This window comes from Streptomyces sp. NPDC001717 (genome assembly GCF_042892775.1).
GTDB lineage: Bacteria > Actinomycetota > Actinomycetes > Streptomycetales > Streptomycetaceae > Streptomyces.
Map to the genome: position 1 here is coordinate 225,846 of NZ_JBIAUK010000008.1, position 23,117 is coordinate 248,962.

At 72.9% G+C, this 23,117-nt stretch carries 22 protein-coding genes; 14 read left to right on the forward strand and 8 right to left on the reverse strand.

Going from position 1 to position 23,117, the window contains the following annotated elements; translation table 11 throughout:
* Positions 1-110 precede the first annotated feature (110 nt).
* The 4 genes from pheS (at position 111) to ACFYZL_RS17145 (ending at position 6,265) form a co-directional block, all read left to right on the forward strand.
* Positions 111-1,238 carry a phenylalanine--tRNA ligase subunit alpha gene (gene pheS / locus ACFYZL_RS17130; RefSeq protein WP_388679671.1) on the forward strand — a complete coding sequence of 376 codons (1,128 nt, stop codon included), beginning with the start codon at positions 111-113 and terminating at the stop codon, positions 1,236-1,238.
* Positions 1,238-3,766 (forward strand): phenylalanine--tRNA ligase subunit beta, encoded by a 2,529-nt coding sequence (gene pheT / locus ACFYZL_RS17135; RefSeq protein WP_384757721.1) that lies wholly within the window; start codon positions 1,238-1,240, stop codon positions 3,764-3,766. Before pheS ends, pheT begins: the two co-directional genes overlap by 1 nt.
* Positions 3,767-4,330: 564 nt before the next feature.
* Positions 4,331-5,671, forward strand: coding sequence for a transcriptional regulator (locus tag ACFYZL_RS17140; protein WP_388679674.1), 1,341 nt, complete (start codon positions 4,331-4,333; stop codon positions 5,669-5,671).
* A gap of 54 nt (positions 5,672-5,725) precedes the next feature.
* The gene (locus ACFYZL_RS17145) at positions 5,726-6,265 is read left to right on the forward strand and encodes an NUDIX hydrolase (protein WP_384751452.1); all 540 of its coding nucleotides are present in this window, start codon (positions 5,726-5,728) and stop codon (positions 6,263-6,265) included.
* 24 nt (positions 6,266-6,289) lie between these two features.
* Here ACFYZL_RS17145 and ACFYZL_RS17150 read toward each other — a convergent pair whose 3' ends face one another.
* Positions 6,290-7,183, reverse strand: coding sequence for a 3-hydroxybutyryl-CoA dehydrogenase (locus ACFYZL_RS17150; RefSeq protein WP_376659208.1), 894 nt, complete (start codon positions 7,181-7,183; stop codon positions 6,290-6,292).
* A gap of 138 nt (positions 7,184-7,321) precedes the next feature.
* On the opposite strand from ACFYZL_RS17150, the gene ACFYZL_RS17155 reads away from it, so the two are divergent.
* The gene (locus ACFYZL_RS17155; RefSeq protein ID WP_388679678.1) at positions 7,322-8,581 is read left to right on the forward strand and encodes a glycoside hydrolase family 10 protein; all 1,260 of its coding nucleotides are present in this window, start codon (positions 7,322-7,324) and stop codon (positions 8,579-8,581) included.
* A gap of 1 nt (position 8,582) precedes the next feature.
* Here ACFYZL_RS17155 and ACFYZL_RS17160 read toward each other — a convergent pair whose 3' ends face one another.
* Together ACFYZL_RS17160 and ACFYZL_RS17165 are read right to left on the reverse strand one after the other, a co-directional pair.
* The gene (locus ACFYZL_RS17160; protein WP_376659210.1) at positions 8,583-8,780 is read right to left on the reverse strand and encodes a DUF1918 domain-containing protein; all 198 of its coding nucleotides are present in this window, start codon (positions 8,778-8,780) and stop codon (positions 8,583-8,585) included.
* Positions 8,781-8,837: 57 nt separating this feature from the next.
* Positions 8,838-9,755, reverse strand: coding sequence for a DMT family transporter (locus tag ACFYZL_RS17165; protein WP_388679681.1), 918 nt, complete (start codon positions 9,753-9,755; stop codon positions 8,838-8,840).
* Between ACFYZL_RS17165 and ACFYZL_RS17170 the strand changes: the two genes are divergently transcribed.
* Genes ACFYZL_RS17170 through ACFYZL_RS17180 form a run of 3 tightly spaced genes read left to right on the forward strand, consistent with a single transcriptional unit; the run spans position 9,754 to position 12,615 of the window.
* Entirely contained in the window at positions 9,754-11,202 is a 1,449-nt protein-coding gene (locus tag ACFYZL_RS17170) for a PLP-dependent aminotransferase family protein (protein WP_388679684.1), read from the forward strand. The genes ACFYZL_RS17165 and ACFYZL_RS17170 overlap by 2 nt on opposite strands.
* A 31-nt stretch (positions 11,203-11,233) precedes the next feature.
* Positions 11,234-11,818 carry a histidine phosphatase family protein gene (locus tag ACFYZL_RS17175; protein ID WP_384751441.1) on the forward strand — a complete coding sequence of 195 codons (585 nt, stop codon included), beginning with the start codon at positions 11,234-11,236 and terminating at the stop codon, positions 11,816-11,818.
* A gap of 32 nt (positions 11,819-11,850) precedes the next feature.
* A complete protein-coding gene (locus ACFYZL_RS17180; RefSeq protein WP_384751438.1) occupies positions 11,851-12,615 on the forward strand; it encodes an N-acetyltransferase in 765 nt (254 codons plus the stop codon).
* A gap of 78 nt (positions 12,616-12,693) precedes the next feature.
* On the opposite strand, the gene ACFYZL_RS17185 is transcribed toward ACFYZL_RS17180, so the two are convergent.
* On the reverse strand, positions 12,694-13,113 hold the full coding sequence (locus ACFYZL_RS17185; RefSeq protein WP_384751435.1) for a VOC family protein: 420 nt from the start codon (positions 13,111-13,113) through the stop codon (positions 12,694-12,696).
* Positions 13,114-13,123: 10 nt separating this feature from the next.
* Positions 13,124-13,564, reverse strand: a complete 441-nt coding sequence (locus ACFYZL_RS17190; protein ID WP_388679688.1) for a helix-turn-helix domain-containing protein — start codon at positions 13,562-13,564, stop codon at positions 13,124-13,126.
* 85 nt (positions 13,565-13,649) lie between these two features.
* Between ACFYZL_RS17190 and argC the strand changes: the two genes are divergently transcribed.
* The 5 genes from argC to ACFYZL_RS17215 are packed head-to-tail and all read left to right on the forward strand — an operon-like array spanning position 13,650 to position 18,474.
* Positions 13,650-14,678 carry an N-acetyl-gamma-glutamyl-phosphate reductase gene (argC, locus tag ACFYZL_RS17195; protein ID WP_384751429.1) on the forward strand — a complete coding sequence of 343 codons (1,029 nt, stop codon included), beginning with the start codon at positions 13,650-13,652 and terminating at the stop codon, positions 14,676-14,678.
* The gene (argJ, locus tag ACFYZL_RS17200; protein ID WP_384751426.1) at positions 14,675-15,832 is read left to right on the forward strand and encodes a bifunctional glutamate N-acetyltransferase/amino-acid acetyltransferase ArgJ; all 1,158 of its coding nucleotides are present in this window, start codon (positions 14,675-14,677) and stop codon (positions 15,830-15,832) included. The genes argC and argJ overlap by 4 nt, the downstream gene beginning before the upstream one ends.
* The gene (gene argB, locus ACFYZL_RS17205) at positions 15,829-16,737 is read left to right on the forward strand and encodes an acetylglutamate kinase (protein WP_384751423.1); all 909 of its coding nucleotides are present in this window, start codon (positions 15,829-15,831) and stop codon (positions 16,735-16,737) included. The genes argJ and argB overlap by 4 nt, the downstream gene beginning before the upstream one ends.
* Positions 16,734-17,930, forward strand: coding sequence for an acetylornithine transaminase (locus tag ACFYZL_RS17210; RefSeq protein WP_384751421.1), 1,197 nt, complete (start codon positions 16,734-16,736; stop codon positions 17,928-17,930). Before argB ends, ACFYZL_RS17210 begins: the two co-directional genes overlap by 4 nt.
* A gap of 7 nt (positions 17,931-17,937) precedes the next feature.
* Positions 17,938-18,474 carry an arginine repressor gene (locus ACFYZL_RS17215; RefSeq protein ID WP_384751418.1) on the forward strand — a complete coding sequence of 179 codons (537 nt, stop codon included), beginning with the start codon at positions 17,938-17,940 and terminating at the stop codon, positions 18,472-18,474.
* A gap of 27 nt (positions 18,475-18,501) precedes the next feature.
* On the opposite strand, the gene ACFYZL_RS17220 is transcribed toward ACFYZL_RS17215, so the two are convergent.
* From ACFYZL_RS17220 to ACFYZL_RS17230, 3 genes are all read right to left on the reverse strand, one after another.
* On the reverse strand, positions 18,502-19,197 hold the full coding sequence (locus ACFYZL_RS17220) for a L,D-transpeptidase (RefSeq protein ID WP_384751458.1): 696 nt from the start codon (positions 19,195-19,197) through the stop codon (positions 18,502-18,504).
* Positions 19,198-19,203: 6 nt separating this feature from the next.
* The gene (locus ACFYZL_RS17225; protein WP_385128828.1) at positions 19,204-19,779 is read right to left on the reverse strand and encodes a pyridoxamine 5'-phosphate oxidase family protein; all 576 of its coding nucleotides are present in this window, start codon (positions 19,777-19,779) and stop codon (positions 19,204-19,206) included.
* Positions 19,780-19,874: 95 nt separating this feature from the next.
* Positions 19,875-21,248, reverse strand: a complete 1,374-nt coding sequence (locus ACFYZL_RS17230; RefSeq protein ID WP_384751412.1) for a HEAT repeat domain-containing protein — start codon at positions 21,246-21,248, stop codon at positions 19,875-19,877.
* Positions 21,249-21,539: 291 nt separating this feature from the next.
* On the opposite strand from ACFYZL_RS17230, the gene argH reads away from it, so the two are divergent.
* Positions 21,540-22,967 (forward strand): argininosuccinate lyase, encoded by a 1,428-nt coding sequence (gene argH, locus ACFYZL_RS17235; protein WP_388679695.1) that lies wholly within the window; start codon positions 21,540-21,542, stop codon positions 22,965-22,967.
* The last annotated feature ends 150 nt before the right edge of the window (positions 22,968-23,117 follow it).

Genomic DNA, 23,117 nt, shown 5'->3' on the forward strand with positions numbered 1-23,117 from the left:
TTCACCCCCGGCGGCCTTTAGACTCGTCCTTTGGCACCTTTGTGTCCCGATGACGAACTTCTCGAGTCGCGCACGGGACCACCAGCCAGCCATCGGAAGTACGGGAAGAGATGTCGGCACCGAACAAGTCGTACGACCCTGTCGAGGTCGAGGCACTGAAACCGGAAGAGATCGAGCGCATGCGGGACGAGGCGCTCGCCGCCTTCGCGTCCGCCGGCGACCTCGACGCGCTGCGCGAGGCGAAGACCGCGCACATGGGCGACCGCTCGCCCCTGGCGCTCGCCAACCGCGAGATCGGCGCCCTGCCGCCCCAGGCCAAGGCCGAGGTGGGCAAGCGCATGGGCCAGGCCCGCGGCGCCGTGAACAAGGCCTTCGGGGCCCGCACGCTGCAGCTGGAGGCCGAGCGCGACGAGCGGGTGCTGGTCGAGGAGGCCGTGGACGTCACGCTGCCTTACGACCGCGTCCCGGCCGGCGCCCGCCACCCCCTGACCACCCTGATGGACCGCATCGCGGACATCTTCGTGGGCATGGGGTACGAGGTCGCCGAGGGCCCCGAGGTCGAGGCGGAGTGGTTCAACTTCGACGCCCTCAACTTCACGCCCGACCACCCGGCACGCCAGATGCAGGACACCTTCTTCGTCCGGGGCCCCGAGGGCACCGAGGGCGACGAGTCCGGTGTCGTGCTGCGCACCCACACCTCCCCGGTGCAGGCGCGCTCGCTGCTGGAGCGCAAGCCCCCCGTCTACATCGTCTGCCCGGGCCGCGTGTACCGCACCGACGAGCTCGACGCGACGCACACCCCCGTCTTCCACCAGGTCGAGCTGCTCGCCGTGGACGAGGGCCTGACCATGGCGGACCTCAAGGGCACCATGGACCACATGGTCCAGGAGCTCTTCGGCGAGGGCACCACCACGCGCCTGCGCCCGCACTTCTTCCCCTTCACCGAGCCGTCCGCCGAGATGGACATGCAGTGCTACGTGTGTCGCGGCGAGTCGGTGGGCAACCCCGACCGCCCGTGCCGTACCTGCTCCAGCGAGGGCTGGATCGAGCTCGGCGGCTGCGGCATGGTCAACCCCAAGGTGCTCGTGGCCTGCGGTGTGGACCCCGAGAAGTACAGCGGGTTCGCCTTCGGGTTCGGCATCGAGCGGATGCTGATGTTCCGCCACAACGTTGAAGACATGCGAGACATGGTCGAAGGTGACGTTCGTTTCACCCGGCCGTTCGGGAGTGAGATCTGATGCGCGTCCCGCTTTCCTGGCTGCGGGAGTACGTCGACCTCCCCGCGGGCGAGACCGGCCGTGACGTGGCGGCCAAGCTCGTCGACGCCGGCCTCGAGGTCGAGACCGTCGAGCAGCTCGGCGCCGGCCTCAAGGGCCCCCTCGTCGTCGGTCAGGTGCTGACCATCGAGGAGCTCGAAGGGTTCCGCAAGCCGATCCGCTTCTGCACGGTCGACGTCGGCCGGGCCAACGGCACCGGCGAGCCGCAGGAGATCGTCTGCGGCGCCCGGAACTTCGTCGTCGGCGACAAGGTCGTCGTGGTCCTGCCCGGCGCCGTGCTGCCCGGCGACTTCGCGATCGCCTCGCGCAAGACGTACGGCCGCACCTCGCACGGCATGATCTGCTCCGGCGACGAGCTCGGCATGGGCGACGACGGCGGGCACGGCATCATCGTGCTGCCGCCCGAGCACGAGGTCGGCACCGACGCGATCGAGCTGCTCCAGCTCGTCGACGAGGTCCTCGACATCGACATCACCCCGGACCGCGGCTACTGCATGTCCATGCGCGGTGTCGCCCGCGAGGCGGCGACCGCGTACGGCCTGCCGCTGCGCGACCCGGCGCTGCTCGACGTCCCGGCGCCGAACTCGTACGGCTACCCGGTGAAGATCGCCGACCCGTCCGGCTGCGACCGCTTCACCGCGCGCACCGTCACCGGTCTCGACCCCGACGCGCGCTCCCCGATCTGGCTGACCCGCCGCCTGCAGAAGGCGGGCATGCGCCCGATCTCGCTCGCCGTGGACATCACGAACTACGTGATGCTGGAGCTCGGCCAGCCGCTGCACGCCTACGACCGCTCGCGGATCGACGGCGCCATCGGCGTCCGCCGTGCCGAGCAGGGCGAGAAGTTCACCACCCTCGACGGGGTCAAGCGCACGCTCGACGCCGAGGACCTGGTGATCACCGACGACAGCGGCCCGATCGGCCTCGCCGGTGTCATGGGCGGCGCCAACACCGAGATCGCCGACTCCGTCACCGACCCGGAGACCGGCGCCGTCACCGGCACCACCGAGGTGGTCGTGGAGGCCGCGCACTTCGACTCCGTGTCGATCTCGCGCACCGCCCGCCGCCTCAAGCTGTCCTCCGAGGCGTCCAAGCGCTTCGAGCGGGGCGTCGACCCGCAGGCCGCCGCCGCGGCCGCGCAGCGGACCGTCGACCTGCTCGTGCTGCTCGCGGGCGGCACCGCCGAGGCCGGCGTCACCGAGGTCACCGCCCCGGGCGCGCCGCGCACCATCGCGATGGCCGCGGACCACCCGGACCGGGTCGCGGGCATGGAGTACGGCCGCGAGACCGTCGTGCGCCGCCTTCAGGAGATCGGCTGCGACGTCTACGGCCAGGACGAGCTCGTCGTCACCGTGCCGTCGTGGCGGCCCGACCTCGCCGCGCCCAACGACCTCGCCGAAGAGGTCATCCGGCTGGAGGGCTACGGGAACCTCCCGTCGACGCTCCCGCAGGTGCCGTCCGGCCGCGGTCTGACCGCCCGGCAGCAGCTGCACCGCCGGGTGGGCCGCGCGCTGGCCGGCGCGGGCTACGTCGAGGCGCTGAGCTACCCGTTCATCGGCGAGGGCGTCTTCGACCAGCTCCAGCTCCCGGCGCACGACGCGAGCCGCCAGGTCGTCAAGCTGGTCAACCCGCTCTCCGACGAGGAGCCGGCGCTGCGCACCACGCTGCTGCCGGGTCTGCTCGGCGCGCTGCGCCGCAACGACAGCCGGGGTAGCCACGACCTCGCGCTCTTCGAGACCGGTTCCGTCTTCCGGGCGGGCGACCGGCCGGGCGTCGCCGTACGACTGCCCGTCGACCGGCGTCCCACGGACGAGGAGATCGCCACCCTGAACGCGGCCCTGCCCGCGCAGCCGCGGTACGCCGCGGTCGTGCTGGCCGGCGCGCGCGAGCAGGCCGGCTGGTGGGGCAAGGGCCGTCCGGCCGACTGGGCCGACGCGGTCCAGGCGGCGCGTGCGCTGGCCGTCGAGGCCGGTGCCGAGCTGGTGGTCCGCCAGGGCCAGTACGGCCCGTGGCACCCGGGCCGGTGCGCCGAGCTGCTCGTCACCCTGGACGGGGTGGAGACGGTCATCGGTCACGCCGGTGAACTGCACCCGCGCGTGGTCAAGGCCATGGGCCTGCCGGCCCGTAGCTGCGCGATGGAGCTCGACCTGGACCGCCTCGCGGCGGCCGGCGGCGAGGCCCTGCGGGCGCCCCGGATCTCCTCCTTCCCGGTGGCGACCCAGGACGTCGCGCTGATCGTGGACGAGTCGGTCCCGGCGTCGGCGGTGGAGGCCGCGCTGCGCAAGGGCGCGGGCGAGCTGCTGGAGTCGCTGCGGCTGTTCGACGTGTTCACCGGTGCGCAGGTGGGCGAGGGCAAGAAGTCCCTGGCGTACGCGCTGCGGTTCCGCGCGGCGGATCGCACGCTGACGGCGGAGGAGTCCACGGCTGCCCGTGACGCGGCCGTTGCCCTCGCGGGCGAGCGGACCGGGGCGGTGCTGCGCGGCGCGTAGCGCCGTAGTTCCCCTGAGGGGTGTGCCTGGTTCGCCGGGTACACCCCTCACCCGTTCCGGTGACCCGCCCGTGCGCCCCCGCGGCACCGCTGTCGGGGGCGCCGCCCCCGAACCCCCGCGCCTCAAACGCCGGCGGGGCCGGATGTGGCTGAGGCTGGATTGCCCGCAGGGCAATTTCAGCCTCGCCGGCGTTTGAGGCGCCGCCGGAGGCAAACCAGCCCGCCGGCGTTTGAGGCGCGGGGTCTGGGGCGGAGCCCCGGAGAGGGGGGAGGTCCGGCTCGGCCGGGCCGGGCGACCAACCTGGCACCGGCGGAGCCGGACGGCGCCGCCCGCCTGCCGTGGAGTGTCGGGCAGACAGCAGAGCGGGCGGCGCTGTGACGGGTCGTCGCACTGTACGAGGGGGAGCCGACGACCCGGGCTGCCTCTTTGGCGAGGCCCTTAAGTGAAGCGCTCCACACGGTCCGTGCGGCAGAGTGCGTATCGCATTTATGCGCGTACTTGGTTCACACCCCGTGTGAACCCCGCACCCACTAGCCTGGGAGCGACGAGCCCCGGGAGCGGCCCATGCAGCCCAATGTCCTGCTCGATGCCCTCCTCTCGGAGGCGGGCATGTCCCACGCCGGACTCGCCGCGTACGTGAACCAGGCGGGCCGCAGCCGGGGTCTCGCCCTGCGCTACGAACACACCGCCGTCACACGGTGGTTGAAGGGCCAGCGCCCCCGCGGCCAGGTCCCCGACCTGATCTGCGAGGTGCTCGGCGGCCGGCTGCGCAGGCCCGTGGGGCTGGACGACATCGGGCTCGGGGTGCCCGGCCAGGCCGCCCCGCCGGGGGCCTCGCCGCTGAGCGGGTTCGTGGACCGGGCGGCGGCCCTGTGGCGGTCGGACGGGCAGGCGCGGCCGCACCTGCTCACCGCGGAGGCCGTCACCGGGACCCCCGCGGTCATCCCGGTGTGGGAGTGGGAGAACCCGCCCGAGGACGCCGACGTGTCGCGGGACGGCCCCGACCGGATCGGGCCCGAGCACATCGAGATCCTCAAGGCGGCCCGCGCGCACTACGAGTTGATGTACCGCCGGGCCGGCGGGGTGGCCACCCGGGACCGGATCGTGCGCTTCCTGGGCACCGAGACCGCGCCGATGCTGCGCGGGAGTTACTCCGACGATCTCGGCCGCCGGCTCCACCGGGCCACCGGCTCCCTCGTGGCGGTCGCCGGGATCTGCGCGTACGACTCGGACGCGCACGGGCTCGCCCAGCGCTACTTCCACCAGGCGCTGCGGCTGGCGAAGGCGAGCGGGGACCGCGGGCTCGGGGCGTACGTGATCGCGCTGATCGTCAACCAGTGCCTGCACCTGCGCGAGTACCGCCAGGCCGTCGCCTTCGCCGAGGCCGCGCTGCGCGCCGCGGGCCGGCACACCACGCCGGCGCTGGCCTCCGACCTCTACGCGATGCAGGCCAAGGCGTACGCCCAGCTCGGGGACACGGCGGCGGCTCTGGAGTGCATCCGCAGCGCCGAGGCGGCCGCCGAGCGGATCCGGCCGGGCAGCGAGCCGGACGAGACGGGCTACGTGCAGCCCGGCCTGGTCAACGTGCAGGTGGCCGAGGCGCTGTTGAGCCTCGGGGACCTGTCCGCGGCCCACGAGCAGGCCACCGCGGCCGTCGGCACCCCCGCGCACGACCGGGGGCGGGTGCACCGGCTGGCGATGCTGTGCGAGATCCAGTTGCGCCAGGGCGAGGCCGACCGGGCGGTGGCCGCGGCGGCCGAAATGGCCCACCGGGCCAGGGGGATGGAGTCGCTGCGCCTGCGGGACCGGCTGCGGGCGGTCCGCGAGCAACTGCTGACCAGCGGCTGCTCGGGTGCGGAGGAGACCGCGGAGCTCATCGACGGGGCGCTGCGCGTTCCCCTGTGACGGCGCGAACTGCTGCCATGTTGCCACCAATTCCGAACGGAAGGCGGCAGGACCGTGCAGTGGACGAACCTGAGTGAGCAGACCGTGTACAAGAACCGCTGGTTCGACGTGAACCTGGCGGACGTGGAACTCCCCGACGGCCGGCACCTGGACCACTTCGTCATCCGGCTGCGCCCGGTGGCCGTCGCCACGGCCGTCAACGAGGCGAACGAGGTGCTGCTGCTGTGGCGGCACCGCTTCATCACCGACAGCTGGGGCTGGGAACTGCCCGCCGGGGTGGTCGAGGACGGGGAGTGCGTCGAATCGGCGGCGGCCCGTGAGATGGAGGAGGAGTCGGGCTGGCGGCCCGGCCCGCTCCACCACCTGATGACCGTGGAGCCGTCCAACGGGCTGACCGACGCCCGTCACCACCTGTTCTGGGCGGACGGGGCCACGTACGTCGGCCATCCCGAGGACGACTTCGAGTCCTCACGGCGCGAGTGGGTCCCCCTGGGGCTCGTGCCGGACATGATCGCGCGCGGTGAGATCCCGGCCGCCAACATGGCGGCCGGGCTGCTGCTCCTGCATCACCTCAGGCTGGGCGGACGGCCGTAGGGACGTCTTGCGGAGCGGGCGGGGTCAGCCGTACGGGTAGAAACCGGAGCCCGTCTTGCGGCCCAGGCGGCCCGCGTCGACCATCCGCTGGAGCAGCGGGGGAGCGGCGTACAGCGGCTCCTTGTACTCGGCGTACATGGAGTCGGCGATGGAGACGATGGTGTCCAGGCCGATCAGGTCCGACAGCTTCAGCGGGCCCATCGGGTGGGCGCAGCCGAGCTCCATGCCGTTGTCGATGTCCTCGCGGCTCGCGATGCCGGACTCGAACATCCGGATCGCCGAGAGCAGGTACGGGACGAGGAGCGCGTTCACCACGAAACCGGACCGGTCCTGGGCGCGGACGGCGTGCTTGCCCAGCACGTCCCGCACCAGGGCCTCGGCGCGCTTGACCGTCTCGTCGCCCGTGGTCAGCGCGGGGATCAGCTCGACGAGCTTCTGCACCGGGGCCGGGTTGAAGAAGTGGATGCCGATGACCTGGTCGGGCCGCGAGGTCGCGACGGCCAGCTTGACCAGCGGGATCGAGGAGGTGTTGGAGGCCAGGATCGCGTCCGGGCGGGTGATCACCTGGTCGAGGATCTGGAAGATCTCCGTCTTGACCTGCTCGTTCTCGACGACGGCCTCGATGACGAGGTCGCGGTCGGCGAACTCGCCGAGGTCGGTGGTGAAGGTGAGGCGGGCCAGGGTGGCGTCCCGCTCCTCCTCCGTGATCTTGCCGCGTTCGGCGGCCTTGGTCAGCGAGTTGTACAGCCGGGTACGTCCGATCTCCAGGGCCTCGCCCGTGGTCTCGGCGACCTTGACCTCAAGGCCACTGCGGGCGCACACCTCCGCGATACCCGCGCCCATCTGGCCACAGCCCACTACGCCGACCCGTGTGATGTCGGAAGGGAGGTCAGTCACTTCGTGCCTTTCGCTGCTCATCCGTCGGCGGGTCCCCCGTACGATTCCGGCGCCCGCCACGCCCCCCGACGTTACTCCCGACCTTGCGCCGGGCGGGGGGCCGGGGCGGGCATGCTGGGTCACACCGTCCAATGTCACTCAGCGAAACGGAGCAGTCACATGGCGCGCATCGGTCGACGGGAACTGCTGGCGGGAGCGGCGGGGGTGATCGCGGCGGCCACGGCCGGGCCGGGCGCCGCGGCGGCCCCGAGGACATCGGCGCCGCCGGCCGGAGGGATCCCGGCCCGGGCGACCGCCGCGGAGTTCCGGGGGATGTGGATCGCCACCGTCTCCAACGTGGACTGGCCCTCCCGGGCCGGGCTCTCCGCCTCCCGGCAGCGGGCCGAGCTGATCTCCCTCCTCGACACGGCCGTCAAGCGGCGGCTCAACGCGGTGATCCTCCAGGTGCGGCCGGCCGCCGACGCGTTGTGGCCCTCGCGGCTGGAACCCTGGTCGCAGTGGCTGACCGGGCAGCAGGGGGAGGACCCGGGCTGGGACCCGTTGGGCACGGCCGTCACCGAGGCGCACGCCCGCGGGCTGCAGCTGCACGCCTGGTTCAACCCGTACCGCGTGGCCAACCACACCGACCTCGACCTGTTGGCGGAAGGCCACCCGGCCCGGCGCAACCCCGACTGGACCGTCGAGTACGGCGGGAAGCTCTTCTACAACCCCGGCATGCCCGAGGTGCGGCGCTTCGTGCAGGACGCCATGCTCGACGCCGTCACCCGGTACCCGGTCGACGGGGTGCACTGGGACGACTACTTCTACCCCTACCCGGTGGAGGGGGAGTACTTCGACGACGACGAGGCCTACGAGGAGCACGGCGGCGACTTCGCCTCCCGCGCCGCCTGGCGCCGCTCCAACACCGACGCCCTGGTCCGCGAGATGTCCGCGCGACTTCGCGCGCTGCGGCCCGCGGTGCGGTTCGGCATCAGCCCGTTCGGGGTGTGGCGCAACTCCGACACCGACCCGCTCGGATCACCGACGCGGGCCGGCGTGGCGACGTACGACGACCTGTACGCGGACACCCGCAAGTGGGTCAAGGAGGGCTGGATCGACTACGTCGTGCCCCAGGCGTACTGGTACATCGGGCACCCGAGCGCCGACTACGCGGCCCTCGTCCCCTGGTGGGCGCGCACCGTGGCGGGTACGAACGTACGGCTGTACGTGGGGGAGGCGCTCTACCAGTGCAGCCCCGACAGCTCCACCGCCGCCTGGCGCGACCCGCGCGAGATGTCGCGGCACGTGACGTTCGCGCGGAAGTACCCGCAGGTCCGCGGCCACGTCTGGTTCTCCGCCAAGAACGTGGCCGCGGATCCCAACGGGGCGATGGCCAGGGCGGTCGCCGATCACTACCCGACGGCGGCGGCGCTTCGTTGAGTCAGTGTGCGGGCTCCGCCGGGTGCTTCACGACGCAGTCGGGGCCCGGAGACATGACTGCCTCGTGGCCGTCCTGGAAACGGACCCGGTAGGGAGGGGTGCCGTTCTCTCCGAGTACCTGAGTGATCTCACCGATCTTGTCGTGCTGTCCCACGACCCGGCCGTGCTGCACCAGCTGGTCGCCCTCGGTCGCTCGCATAACTGACCTCCTCGGTGGCGGTCCGATCCGGTGCTAGCAGTTTAGGTCGACTCGGGGTCATTTGACCCGCTGGGTCACCGCGATGCAGACCAGGACCGCGCAGGCGGCGACCGGCGCGGCCGGGGAGAGGTGCTCGCCGAGCAGCGCGATCGACCAGACCAGCGTCAGCAGCGGCTGCGCGAGCTGGAGCTGGCTGGCGCGCGGGGCTCCGATCTCGGCCATGCCGCGGTACCAGACGTACAGCCCGAGGAAGGTGGAGCCGGCCGCGGCCCAGATCAGGCCCGCCAGCCCCTGGCCGGTGAGGTGCACCGGCTCGTACGCGAGACCGAGCGCGGAACCGGCCAGGCTCAGCGGCAGGCACAGCACCAGGGCCCAGCCGATCACCTGCCAACCCGGCATCAGCCGCGCGAGGCGCCCGCCCTCGGTGTACCCGGCCGCGCACACCAGCAGCGCGGCGAACAGGTAGCCGTCGCCGAGCGAGAGGGCGCCGCCGCTCTGGCCGAGGGTGAAGCCGAGCACGACCAAGGCGCCGGCGACGGCCGCGATCCAGAAGGTCCGCGAGGGGCGGGCGCCGGTGCGCACGGCGGACAGCGCGGCGGTGGTCAGCGGCAGCAGTCCGACCACGACGGCGGCGTGCGAGGTCGTGGAGGTCCGGAGGGCGAGCGTGGTCAGCATCGGGAAGCCGACGACCACGCCCGCGGCGACGACGACGAGACCCACCCGGTGCTCGCGGCGGGGGAGCGGCACGCGCAGGGCGAGCAGGAACCCGGCCGCGAGGAGGGCCGCGAGCACGCTGCGCAGGGAGACCAGCGACCACGGTCCGAAGCTCCGCAGCCCCCACGCCGTGGCGGGGAAGGTCAGCGAGAAGGCGAAGACGCCGAGCGAGGCGAGGATCGTGCCGCGGCCGAGCGATCCGGAGAGCGGGCTCGTCACCGCTATCGTGGTCGGGCGGGTAGCGCTATTGTGTGCTGTCATGTATGAGCGTAGCAGTGTCGCGGAATTGGCGGATTCGCTGAGGTCCGAACTCAACCGCTACTCGATAGGTGGAAAGCTCCCGTCGAGTCGGGCCCTGGTCGAGCGCTATCGGGTCAGCCCGGTCACCGTCTCGCGGGCGCTGGCGCAACTCGCCGCCGAGGGCCTGGTCGTCACCCGCCCCGGCTCCGGGGTCTTCCGGGCCCGGCCGCGCACGGCGGTGCAGCCGGCCGGGGACACCTCCTGGCAGGAGGTCGCGCTCAGCGCGGAAGGGGCCGGGGACATCGTCCCGCGCTCCGTCGACGCCGGAGGGGTCCTCGTCTCGCTGGCCACTCCGCCGGCCGGGGTCATCGAGCTCAACGGCGGCTACCTGCACCCCTCCCTCCAGCCCGAGCGGGCCATGGCCGCCGCGCTGGCCCGGGCCGGGCGGCGCCCCGGGGCCTGGGGGCGTCCTCCCGTCGAGGGGCTGCCCGAGCTGCGCGACTGGTTCGCGCGGGAGATCGGCGGCGCGGTCGTCGCCGCGGACGTGCTGATCACCGCGGGCGGGCAGAGCGCGCTGGCCGCGGCCATGCGGGCGCTCGCCCCGCCGGGGGCCCCGATCCTGGTGGAGTCGCCGACCTATCCCGGGCTGTTGGCCATCGCCCGGGCCTCCGGATGCCGGCCGGTGCCCGTCCCGGTGGACGCGGACGGGGTCCGGCCGGAGCTGCTGGCCGCCGCCTTCGAGGCCACGGGTGCGCGGGTGTTCGTGTGCCAGCCGCTGTTCCAGAACCCGACCGGGTCCGTGCTGGCCGCGGAGCGGCGGCCCGAGGTGCTGCGCATCGCGCGGGCCGCCGGCGCCTTCGTCGTTGAGGACGACTACGCCCGCAACCTGGCCCACGAGGACAGCGGGCCGCTGCCCGCGACCCTGGCCGCCGAGGACGCGGACGGGGTGGTGGTGCACGTCCGGTCGCTGACCAAGCCCACCTCGCCCAGCCTGCGGGTGGGCGCCATCGCGGCCCGCGGCCCGGTCGTGGACCGGCTGCGCGCCATCCAGGTCGTCGACAGCTTCTTCGTGCCCCGGCCGCTCCAGGAGGCCGCCCTGGAGCTCGTGGGCGCCCCCGCCTGGCCCCGCCACCTGCGCAACGTCGCCGCCGATCTGCGCCACCGCCGGGACGTCCTCGCCGGAGCGCTGCGGCGGGAGCTGCCCGGGCTGACGCTGCCGCACCTGCCCATCGGCGGCTACCAGTTGTGGGTGCGACCACCGGGAAGCGGCGACGACACCGCTTACGCGGCGGAGGCCATGCGGGCGGGGGTCGCGGTGTCGCCGGGGCGCCCGTACTTCTGTGCCGAACCGCCGGGTCCGCACGTCAGGCTGAGTTTCGCCGGGGTGTCCGGTCCGGGGGAACTGGTGGAGGCGGTCCGGCGGCTGCGCGCGGCCCTGCCGTCGGGCGGGGTCGGTCAGGACGCTTGACCCCGTGCGGCGCGGGGCTCACCATCGCCGCATGCATGTTCGGGTTTCGCTCGTCGCCGCAGCCCGTGGTTCCTCGCTGCTCGCCGAGCGCTTCGACGACGACCGCCCCCTCGACGGTCCGGGCCGGCACGCGGTGGCGAGTGCCGCACCCGAGCTCGCCCGGCTGGGCGCGGCCGAGTTGCGCTACTGCTCGCCGAGTTCGCGCAGCCGGGCCACCGGCCAGGCCCTCGGGTACGCGCCGCTCGTCCAGCCCGCGCTGCGGGAGTGCGACATGGGCCGCTGGCGGGGGCTGACCCTGGCCGAGGTGACCGCCCACGAGCCGGGTGCGGTGGACGTGTGGCTCACCGACCCGCGGGCGGCGCCGCACGGCGGGGAGTCCCTGCTCGCGTTCATCTCGCGGATCGGCGGCTGGCTCGACACCCGGCCGGCGGACGACGGGGGCGCGATCGTGGCGGTGGCGGAACCCTCGGTCGTCCGGGCGGCCCTGGTCTACGCGCTGAAGGCGCCCCCGCTGACGTACTGGAACGTGGACGTCCGCCCGCTGTCCACGATGACCCTCACCGGGTGGTCCGGACGCTGGCACCTCTCGCTCCAGGCCCCGGTCCAATTCGGTTGAGGGCCTGGTGGGAGGCGGTCTAGCCTGCCCCGATGAGCGGAATCGAGATCACCACCCTGGCGGAGCGACCCGAACTGGCCGGTCGGCTCTGGGACATGAAGGACTCCTGGCCCGAGTTCGCCCAGCACGACGCGTTGGCCTGGCTGCTGTACCCGCGGATGGTCGCCGAGTTCCCCGAGTACGTCCTGATCGCCACCGACGGCGACACCGTCGTCGCCCGGGGCTTCAGCCTGCCGTTCGCTCAGCACGCGCCGGGCCGCGACGGTGTGCTGCCCGCCCAGGGCTGGGACCGCATCCTGATGTGGGCCTTCTCCGACCGGCGGCGCGACGTCGAGCCCGACACGGTGAGCGCGATCGAGATCAGCGTGGCCGTCGACCGGCAGGGCGAGGGACTGTCCGGCCGGATGCTCGCCTTCATGCGGGAGAACGCCCGCGCCCGGGGCTTCGCCGAGGTGGTGGCCCCCGTACGCCCCAGCGGGAAGCCCGCCGAGCCGGACACCTCGATCCACGAGTACGCGTACCGGACGCGCGAGGACGGGCTCCCGCACGACCCGTGGCTGCGCGTCCACGTCCGCGCGGGCGGGTTCGTCGACTCGGTGGCCCCGCTGTCGATGACGATCAACGGCTCGCTCGCCCAGTGGCGCGAGTGGACCGGCCTGCCCTTCGACGCACCGGGCCCGGTCCACGTCCCCGGCGCCCTCGCCCCGGTCCACTGCGTCCCGGAGCAGGGCTACGCGGTCTACGTCGAGCCGAACGTGTGGGTGCGGCACCCGCTGGTCCGGCCGGAGACCGGCTGAGGTGGCGTTGCCGCGGCGCGGGAGGGCATCCATCCGTGGCGGTTCGGCGGCGGTGGTGCTCGGCCTCTTCCGTGAGTCCTAGCGGCTACGCGGCTGGTTGAAGCGGAGCATGTTGCCCGCCGGGTCGCGGAAGGCGCAGTCGCGGACGCCGTAGGGCTGGTCCGCCGGCTCCTGGAGGACCTCGCCGCCCGCGGCGCGGATCTTCTCGAAGGTGGCGTCCACGTCGTCCGTCTGGAAGATCACTCCCCGCAGCAGCCCCTTGGCCAGCAGTTCCGCCATCGCCTGCCGGTCGGCGGGCAAGGCGTTGGGGTCGGCGAGCGGCGGTTCCAGGACGATCTCCACGTCCGGCTGCTCGGGCGACCCGACCGTCACCCAGCGCATCCCCTCGAAACCGACGTCGTTGCGCACCTCCATGCCGAGGACGTCGCGGTAGAAGGCGAGCGCCTTGTCGTGGTCGTCGACGGCGATGAAGCACTGCGAGAGCCTGATGCTGTTCATGCCTCCGAACCTACGAGACGGTGCGGGAATCCGCTTCTCCGGTGCGGGACGGTCCGCCGCTCCGCGCCGGACGGGTGTGGATCTTGGCCACGCACGCCGGGATCGCCGCGCCCGCCTCGTGCTCGCGCGCCCGGTACGCGCTCGGGGTCTCGCCGACCAGCTCGGTGAAGCGCGAGCTGAACGAGCCCAGCGACGTACAACCGACCGCGAAGCAGACCTCCGTCACGCTCAGGTCGCCCCGGCGCAACAGAGCCTTGGCCCGCTCGACGCGGCGGGTCATAAGGTAGCTGTAAGGCGTCTCGCCGTAGGCGGCACGGAAGCTGCGGGAGAAGTGCCCGGCCGACATCAAGGCGACTTGGGCCAGTGCCGGGACGTCCAGGGGCTCCGCGTAGTCCCGGTCCATCATGTCTCGCGCGCGGCGCAGCCGTACGAGGTCCTCGAGGGATGTCACGCTCCTCAGGATCGCATGCACCTGGAAGATCTTTGCATAAACGTGCGGCGATACGTATAGTCATGCCATCGATGAGGAGGGTCCGATGGTGGTACGTGTAGCGGTGGCCGGAGCGAGTGGATACGCGGGCGGTGAGGTCCTGCGCCTGCTCCTGAACCACCCCGAGGTCGAGATCGGCGCCCTGACCGGCCACTCCAACGCGGGTGAGCTCCTCGGCAACCTGCAGCCCCACCTCGGCCCGCTCGCCGGCCGGACCCTGGAGGCGACCACCCCCGAGGTGCTCGCCGGCCACGATGTCGTCTTCCTCGCGCTCCCGCACGGCCAGTCCGCCGCCGTCGCCGCCGAGCTCGGCGACGACGTGCTCGTCATCGACATGGGCGCCGACCACCGGCTCAAGGACTCCGCCGACTGGGACGCCTTCTACGGCGGCACGCACGCCGGCACCTGGCCCTACGGCCTGCCCGAGCTGCCCGGCGCCCGCGCCGCCCTCACGGGTGCCAAGCGCGTCGCCGTCCCCGGCTGCTTCCCCACCGCCGTCTCCCTCGCGCTGTTCCCCGCCTACCAGGCGCGCCTCGCCGAGCCCGAGGCCGTGATCGTCGCCGCCACCGGCACCTCCGGCGCCGGCAAGGCCCTCAAGACGAACCTCCTCGGCTCCGAGGTGATGGGCACCGTCACCCCCTACGGAGTCGGCGGCGGCCACCGCCACACCCCCGAAATGGTGCAGAACCTCACCCCGCTCGCCGGGGAGCGGGTCTCCGTCTCCTTCACGCCGACCCTCGTGCCCATGGCGCGCGGGATCCTCGCGACCTGCTCCGCCAAGGCCCTCCCCGGCACCACCGCGGAATCGCTGCGCGCCGCCTACGAGAAGGCCTACGCGGACGAGCCCTTCGTCCAGCTGCTCCCCGAGGGCCGCTGGCCCACCACCAAGTCCGTCCAGGGTTCGAACGCCGTCCACGTGCAGGTCGCGTACGACGAGTCCGCCGGCCGCATCATCGCGATCAGCGCCATCGACAACCTGACCAAGGGGACCGCCGGCGGCGCGGTCCAGAGCATGAACATCGCCCTCGGGCTCCACGAGAGCCTGGGTCTTTCCACGATCGGAGTGGCACCTTGAGCGTCACGGCAGCACAGGGATTCACGGCGGCGGGCATCGCCGCCGGGATCAAGGCGAACGGCAACCCCGACCTGGCCCTCGTGGTCAACAACGGGCCGCGGCTGGCCGCCGCGGGCGTCTTCACCTCGAACCGGGTCAAGGCCGCGCCCGTGCACTGGTCCGAGCAGGTCCTGCGCGGCGGCACCGTCTCCGCGGTCGTCCTGAACTCCGGCGGCGCCAACGCCTGCACCGGCCCCAAGGGCTTCCAGGACACCCACGCCACCGCCGAGAAGGTCGCCGAGACGTTGGGCGGTGACGTCAACGCGGGCGAGGTCGCCGTCGCCTCCACCGGGCTGATCGGCGTCCTGCTCCCCATGGACAAGCTGCTCCCCGGCGTCGAGACCGCCGCGGCCGCCCTGTCCGCGGACGGCGGCGAGGCCGCCGCCATCGCCATCAAGACCACCGACACCGTGCACAAGACGGCCACCGCCTCCCGGGGCGGCTGGACCGTCGGCGGCATGGCCAAGGGCGCGGGCATGCTCGCCCCGGGCCTCGCCACCATGCTCGTCGTCCTCACCACCGACGCGGACCTGGACAGCGCGACCCTCGACCGGGCCCTGCGCGCCGCCACCCGCACCACCTTCGACCGGGTCGACTCCGACGGCTGCATGTCGACCAACGACACCGTGCTGCTGCTGGCCTCCGGAGCGTCCGGCCGGGTGCCCGCGTACGAGGAGTTCGCGGAGGCCGTACGGACGGTCTGCGACGACCTGGCCCGCCAGCTGATCGGCGACGCCGAGGGCGCCAGCAAGGACATCCGCATCGAGGTCATCGGCGCGGCCAGCGAGGACGACGCGGTCGAGGTCGGCCGCTCCATCGCCCGCAACAACCTGCTCAAGTGCGCCATCCACGGCGAGGACCCGAACTGGGGCCGGGTGCTCTCCGCCATCGGCACCACCAAGGCCGCGTTCGACCCGGACCGGCTGAACGTCGCCATCAACGACGTGTGGGTCTGCAAGAACGGATCGGTCGGCGAGGACCGCGACCTGGTCAGCATGAAGGACCGCGAGGTCCGCATCACCGCCGACCTGTCCACCGGCTCCGAGTCCGCGGTCATCTGGGCCAACGACCTGACCGCCGACTACGTCCACGAGAACTCGGCGTACTCCTCATGAGCACCGCACGCAAGCACACGGCACTGCCCAAGGCGGAGATCTTGATCGAGGCCCTGCCGTGGCTCACCCGGCACAACGGCAAGATCGTGGTGATCAAGTTCGGCGGCAACGCCATGATCGACGACGAGCTCAAGGCGGCCTTCGCCCAGGACGTGGTCTTCCTGCGGCAGGCCGGCCTCAAGCCCGTCGTGGTGCACGGCGGCGGCCCCCAGATCAACGCCCAGCTCGACAAGGAAGGCCTGGTCAGCGAGTTCAAGGCCGGCCTGCGCGTCACCACGCCCGATGCCATGGACGTCGTACGGATGGTCCTGGCGGGCCGGGTCCAGCGCGAGCTGGTCGGGCTGCTCAACCAGCACGGACCGCTCGCCGTCGGCCTGACCGGCGAGGACGCGCACACCATCACCGCGGTCAAGCACAGCCCCGAGATCGACGGCGAGCTCGTCGACATCGGGCGGGTCGGCGAGATCACGGCCATAGACACGGGCGCGATCGAGGCGCTGCTGGCGGACGGCCGGATCCCGGTCATCTCCTCCATCGCGCGCAGCGCCGACGACCACCACGTCTACAACGTGAACGCCGACACGGCCGCCGCGGCGCTCGCCGCCGCGCTCGGCGCCGAGACGCTGATGGTCCTCACCGACGTCGAGGGCCTCTACGCGGACTGGCCCAACAGCGACGAGGTCATCAGCCGGCTCACCGTCAGCGAGCTGGAGAAGCTGCTGCCCGAGCTGTCCAGCGGCATGGTGCCCAAGATGGAGGGCTGCCTCCACGCGGTGCGCGGCGGCGTCGGCACCGCCCGCGTGATCGACGGGCGGGTCCAGCACTCGATCCTGCTGGAGATCTTCACGGACGAGGGAATCGGCACGATGGTCGTGCCGGACCGGAAGCAAGGGGGAGCGAAGTGACCGGCAACGAGGACTACCGGACCCGGTGGCAGGGTGCGCTGACCAACAACTACGGCACCCCGGCGCTGGCCCTCGTACGCGGTGAGGGCGCCCAGGTCTGGGACGCGGACGGCAGGCAGTACACCGACTTCGTCGGCGGCATCGCGGTCAACGCCCTCGGCCACGCCCACCCGGCGATCGTCGAGGCCGTCACCACGCAGATCCAGAGCCTCGGGCACGTCTCGAACCTCTTCGCCTCCGAGCCGGTCATCGCGCTCGGCGAGCGGCTGCTCCAGCTCTTCGGCCGCCCCGGCAAGGTGTTCTTCTGCAACTCCGGTGCAGAGGCGGTCGAAGCGGCCTTCAAGATCGGCCGACTGACCGGGCGGACCCACATGGTCGCCACCGACGGCGGCTTCCACGGCCGGACCATGGGCGCGCTCGCGCTCACCGGCCAGCCGAAGAAGCAGGAGCCCTTCCTGCCGCTGCCGGGCGACGTCACGCACGTCCCGTACGGAGACGTCGAGGCCCTGCGGGCCGCCGTCACCGAGGAGACCGCGATCGTCGTCATCGAACCGATCCAGGGCGAGAACGGCGTCGTCGTACCGCCCGCCGGGTACCTGACGGCCGCCCGCGAGATCACCCGGGCCACCGGCACCCTGCTCGTGCTCGACGAGGTGCAGACCGGCATCGGCCGCTGCGGCCAGTGGTTCGAGCACCAGGCCCACGAGGGCGTGGAGCCCGACCTCGTCACCCTCGCCAAGGGCCTCGGCGGCGGCCTGCCGATCGGCGCCGTCGCTGCCTTCGGCGCGGCGGCCGACCTGCTCCAGCCCGGTCAGCACGGCACCACCTTCGGCGGCAACCCGGTCGCCTGCGCGGCCGGCCTCGCGGTGATCGACACCATCGCGAGCGACGGGCTGCTGGACCGGGTCAAGGAGCGCGGCGAGCGGCTGCGCTCCGGAATCGAATCCTCCGCACACCCGCTCGTCTCCCACGTCCGCGGCTCCGGGCTTCTGCTGGGTATCGTGCTGACCGAGCCGCTCGCACCCCGCGTGCAGCAGGCGGCTCAGGACGCCGGCTTCCTGGTCAACGCGCCCGCCCCCGACGTCGTACGGCTCATGCCGCCGTTCGTGCTCACGGAGGCCGAGGTGGACGCGTTCCTCCGGGCACTGCCCGGCATCCTCGACGCAGCCCATGGGGACGGATCCGGAGAATGAGACGACGATGAGTCAGCCGCAGGACAACGAGCACGGCGGCCCGGCCGTTCCACAGACCCGCACCGCCCGCCACCGCCGGATCGTGGACATCCTCAACCGGCAGCCGGTCCGCTCCCAGAGCCAACTGGCCAAGCTGCTCGCCGACGACGGGCTGAGCGTCACCCAGGCGACGCTCTCCCGCGACCTCGACGAGCTGGGCGCGGTGAAGATCCGCAACACCGGCGGCGAGCTGATCTACGCGGTGCCCAGCGAAGGCGGCTTCCGCACCCCGCAGGCACCGCTGGGGGAGTCGGCGAAGGAGGAGCGCATGCGGCGCCTCTCCGGGGAACTGCTCATCTCGGCGGAGGCCTCCGCCAACCTCGTGGTCCTGCGCACCCCGCCGGGCGCGGCCCAGTTCCTCGCCTCGGCGATCGACCAGGCCGAACTGAGGGCGATCCTCGGCACGATCGCGGGGGACGACACCCTGATGCTGATCAGCCGCGACCCGGACGGCGGCCAGGCGCTCGCCGACCACCTCCTGCGCCTGGCGCAGAAGGAGGGCTGACGAGGGGCCCTGTCCCTGACCCGGTGCCTAGTACCGGGTGACGGACAGGGCCCCCGACGCGGTGCCGATCGCGATGTGCGGTCGGCGCCGCGGGTCCGCCCAGCGCAGGATCTCCCGCATCGCCCGCTCCGGCACGGACACGCAACCGGCCGTCGCGCCCTTGCCGTTGACGTGCAGGAAGATGCCCGCTCCCCGGCCGCGCACCGGCTCGTCGTAGTTGAAGGCGACGAGCAGCGCGTGCGCGTACTGCTTCTCGTACTTCACCAGGTGCTCGGCCTCGCCCGGCGCGCAGTCCGCGGGCAGCGGCTCCACCCAGCGGTTGTAGGCGGTGGAGGCGTTGTCCTGGCACCACCACGAACGGTCCGTCACCCGCCGGTACCCGTAGGCCGTTCCGGCCGGCGCGCGCCGGATGCCGAAGGCGTAGGGGAGCGCGTAGAGCCCCGTCGGGGTGGTGTTCGTGCCCTGGGTGCGGGTCGCGCCCTCGGTCAGGCCGTTCGCCCCGAAGCGGGCGGGCGCGCTCCCGGCCTCGTACCAGCGCCCCGCCCGGCGGTCCCACCAGGTCAGCCGACCGGTCGTGGAGCCGGCGGCGGGCGCGACGGCGGTGATCAGTTGGCTCCCGCCACCGGTCGCGGCGAGCCGGGCGGGCAGTGCCGCCCGGTCCGGCAGGCCTTGGGGGAGCAGGGCCGTGACGATCAGTGAGCCCGTGACGAGGGCGGTACGCAGCACATGTCAGACGGTACGGGGAGGAAGGGGCACGGGCAGCGCAGGCAGGCCGTCGAGGCTGGTCTCGACCTTCTTCTCGCAGTACTCGGCGAACTCCTCGTCGGTCTTGCGCCCGAAGTACTCGGCGTGGAGGGTGCGCTCGCCCTGGTACTCCATGAAGGGCACGGCGAACCCGCACACATCGGCGATCCGCTTGGCGCGCACCAGGATCACGGCCCGCGCGGCCGGCCCGTCGGCGTCGCCGAACAGGGCGACCAGCTCCTCCCAGCGCGGGTCGTCGCGGAAGACCGCCTCCCCCTCGCCGTGGATGCGCACGATGTTCGGCGGCCCGGAGAACGCGCACCACATCAGGGTGATCCGGCCGTTCTCGCGGACGTGGGCGATGGTCTCGGCACCGCTGCCACCGAAGTCGAGGTACGCGAGGGTCTGCTCGTCGATGACGACGAGGGTCCCGGCGCGGCCCTTGGGGGACAGGTTGACGTGACCGTCACCGGAGAGCGGGGCGGTCGCCGTGAAGAAGACCGGCTGCTCTTCGATGAACTTGCGCATCCGGTCGTCTATGCGTTCGTGGAGTTTTCCCATGACGCCGATTATCGGTCACGGCCATCCGAGGCGACCTCGGCCTTCCGGCGGAGGAAAAGGGGCCGACCCGGTTCCGACCAGGGCCTGTCGGGCGGCTAATCCGGTCGCAGGGTCTTCTCCCAGTCCCACGCCCGCAGCATGCTCTTGGCGAGCTCGCGCAGCCGGGCGTCGGGTACGTCCAGCAGGCTGACGGCGGCCCGCAGGGCGGGGAGACCGCCCTGGGCCCGGAGCAGCCGGAAGGCGGCGCGGCGGGTGTGCGTCGCCAGGTCGGGGGCCATGCGCTCGGCCAGCCACTCCGGGGGCAGCCGGTGGGCGTACGGGTGCAGGCTCCGGGCGACCTCGCGGGCCACCCCCGGGCACGGGTCGTCCAGGAGCGGCCTCAGCAGCTCGACGTGCGAGGTGTCCAGCCGGCGCAGCCCGGCCACGGCCGCGGCCCGTACCGCGCCGGAGGGGTGCCCCAGCAGGGCGCGGAGCAGCGGCCCGTCCTCGCGGCCCGCGCACTCGGCGAATCCGGCCACCGCGTACGGGGTCACCCGGTCCGGGTCCGCGAGCAGCTCGCGGTAGCGGGCGTACGGGTCGCCGCCGTCCTGGCGGACCAGCCAGCGGGCGCACGCCCGGACCAGCTCGGAGCGGTCGGCGAGGTGCTCCCCGGCCTCGGCGGCCCGGCCGGCCCCGCGCAGGGCGGTGACCCCGGCGGAGCGGGCCATCGGGACGCGGGCGCCGAGCAGGGCGTCGATCGCCCCGTCGTCCGGCCCGTCGGCGGCCATGGCCGCGAGCACGGCGTCCGCCCACAGCCGGGCGGTCAGGGGGTCCCTCTCGCCGGCCGCCAGCAGGGCCTGGTCCCGCAGGCCGAACCGGCCGCTCTCCAGCGACAGCCGCACGGCGAACCGCCGGGTCGCCGGATCGGCGCTCCTGCGCAGGCAGTCGAGGATCTCGTCGCGCTGCGGGACGGTCAGGGAGTTCCAGCTCCACGTCGTCGACGGCTGCCCGGGTCGCCACCACGCGGCGAGGACGGAGTACCGGCCGCTCAGGGCGGCCTCCAGCTGCTCCAGCGCCCAGGCGCCGTGCTCCCGCGAACCCAGCCGCAGGACGAGCGGGGTGAGTTCGGCCAGCGTGCGGGCGGGGTCCTTGGCCACGAGCCTGCCGAGCACCCGCCGGGCGCGCTCCCGCACCGGTGGGGCCCAGTCGGCGCACCGGATCAGGACGAGTTGCGCCGGCGGGTTGCGCCACGCGGCCAGCGCGGACGCGCGGACCCGCCCGTCGGGGTCACACAGCCGGGCTTCGATCCGGTCGCGGCGCAGCGGCGCGTACGAACGGGAGTGAAGGCGCCTGACCTCCTCGTCGAAGGCCGTCCAGGCCGCCGGCCCGTTCGAGGCGAACCGGCCGGCGACGAGCAGCGGGTACTCCCGTGTCAGCAGAGTCGCCGCCACGGAGCGGCCTTCCTCGGTGTCCTGTCGTACGCCCGTCACGTGCCCTCCCCAGATGTGCGGTGCACGCCGATCCTAGGCAGCCGACCGCGGCCGCTGCCGCTGATATTCGGGCTGGTCAGAGCGCACGGCGGGGGCTCGATTGACGAAACATACGGAGTAATGCATAGTTATGCCTACGAGGTGCGCTGTAAGGCGGAGCCTGGCGCCGACCTCGGCCGATCTTCCCAGCAGTACCCGACCGCCTCCCCGTTACCTCCGCGGCGGGGAGGCGGTTGCACGTCCGAAGCCTTACCGGCAGTCAAACCCATGCAGTCTTGAGGAGCAGTAGCTGTGAGCAGCAACAACGGTGACGTCCGGCTCTGGGGCGGCCGGTTCGCCGACGGCCCCGCCGAGGCCCTCGCGAAGCTGTCCGCGTCGGTCCACTTCGACTGGCGCCTCGCGCCCTACGACATCGCCGGATCCCGCGCCCACGCCCGCGTGCTCCACAAGGCGGGGCTGCTCACCGCCGACGAACTCGACCGCATGATCGCCGGGCTGGACCGGCTGGAGGCCGACGTCGCCGACGGCTCCTTCACCGGCACCATCGCCGACGAGGACGTGCACACCGCGCTGGAGCGCGGCCTGCTGGAGCGGCTCGGCGCCGACCTCGGCGGCAAGCTGCGGGCCGGCCGGTCCCGCAACGACCAGGTCGCCACCCTCTTCCGGATGTACCTGCGCGACCACGCCCGGATCATCGGCGGCCTGATCGCCGACCTCCAGGACGCGCTGGTCGGCCTCGCCGAGACCCACGCGGACGTGGCGATGCCCGGCCGCACGCACCTCCAGCACGCGCAGCCGGTGCTCTTCGCCCACCACGTGCTCGCCCACGTGCAGTCCCTGTCCCGGGACGCGGAGCGGCTGCGCCAGTGGGACACCCGGACCGCGGTCTCCCCGTACGGCTCGGGCGCCCTGGCCGGCTCCTCCCTCGGTCTGGACCCGGAGGCGGTCGCCGCGGACCTGGGCTTCGAGCGGGGCTCGGTCGGCAACTCCATCGACGGCACGGCCTCGCGCGACTTCGTCGCCGAGTTCGCCTTCGTCACCGCGATGATCGGGATCAACCTCTCCCGGATCGCGGAGGAGATCATCATCTGGAACACGAAGGAGTTCTCCTTCGTCACGCTGCACGACGCCTTCTCCACCGGGTCGTCGATCATGCCGCAGAAGAAGAACCCGGACATCGCCGAGCTGGCGCGCGGCAAGTCGGGCCGGCTCATCGGCAACCTGACCGGTCTCCTCGCGACCCTCAAGGCGCTGCCCCTGGCCTACAACCGCGACCTCCAGGAGGACAAGGAGCCGGTCTTCGACTCCTGCGACACCCTGGAGGTCCTGCTCCCGGCCTTCACCGGCATGATGGCCACCCTCACCGTCAACCGGGAGCGGATGGAGGAGCTGGCTCCGGCGGGCTTCTCGCTCGCCACGGACATCGCGGAGTGGCTGGTCAAGCAGGGCGTCCCGTTCCGGGTGGCCCACGAGGTCGCCGGCGAGTGCGTCAAGGAGTGCGAGGGGCTCGGCATCGAGCTGGACGAGCTCACGGACGAGCAGTTCGCGAAGATCTCGGAGCACCTGACCCCCGAGGTCCGCACCGTCCTCAACGTCCCCGGAGCCCTCGCCTCCCGCAACGGCCGCGGCGGCACCGCCCCGTCCGCCGTCGCCCTCCAGCTCACCGAGCTGAAGGCGGACCTGGTCATCCAGCACGCCTGGGCGGCCCACAAGCAGTAGCAGCACGCGTGCCCGGAGGGGCGGGGGGGCCCCGGGGGGCCCCCCCCCCCCCCGCGGGGGCCCCCCCCCGGGCCGGGGCCCCCCCCCGGCAGCCGGCCGCCGCCCCCGCCCCCCGGTGGTCGCATGCGGGGGGGGGCAGGGCCCAACCCC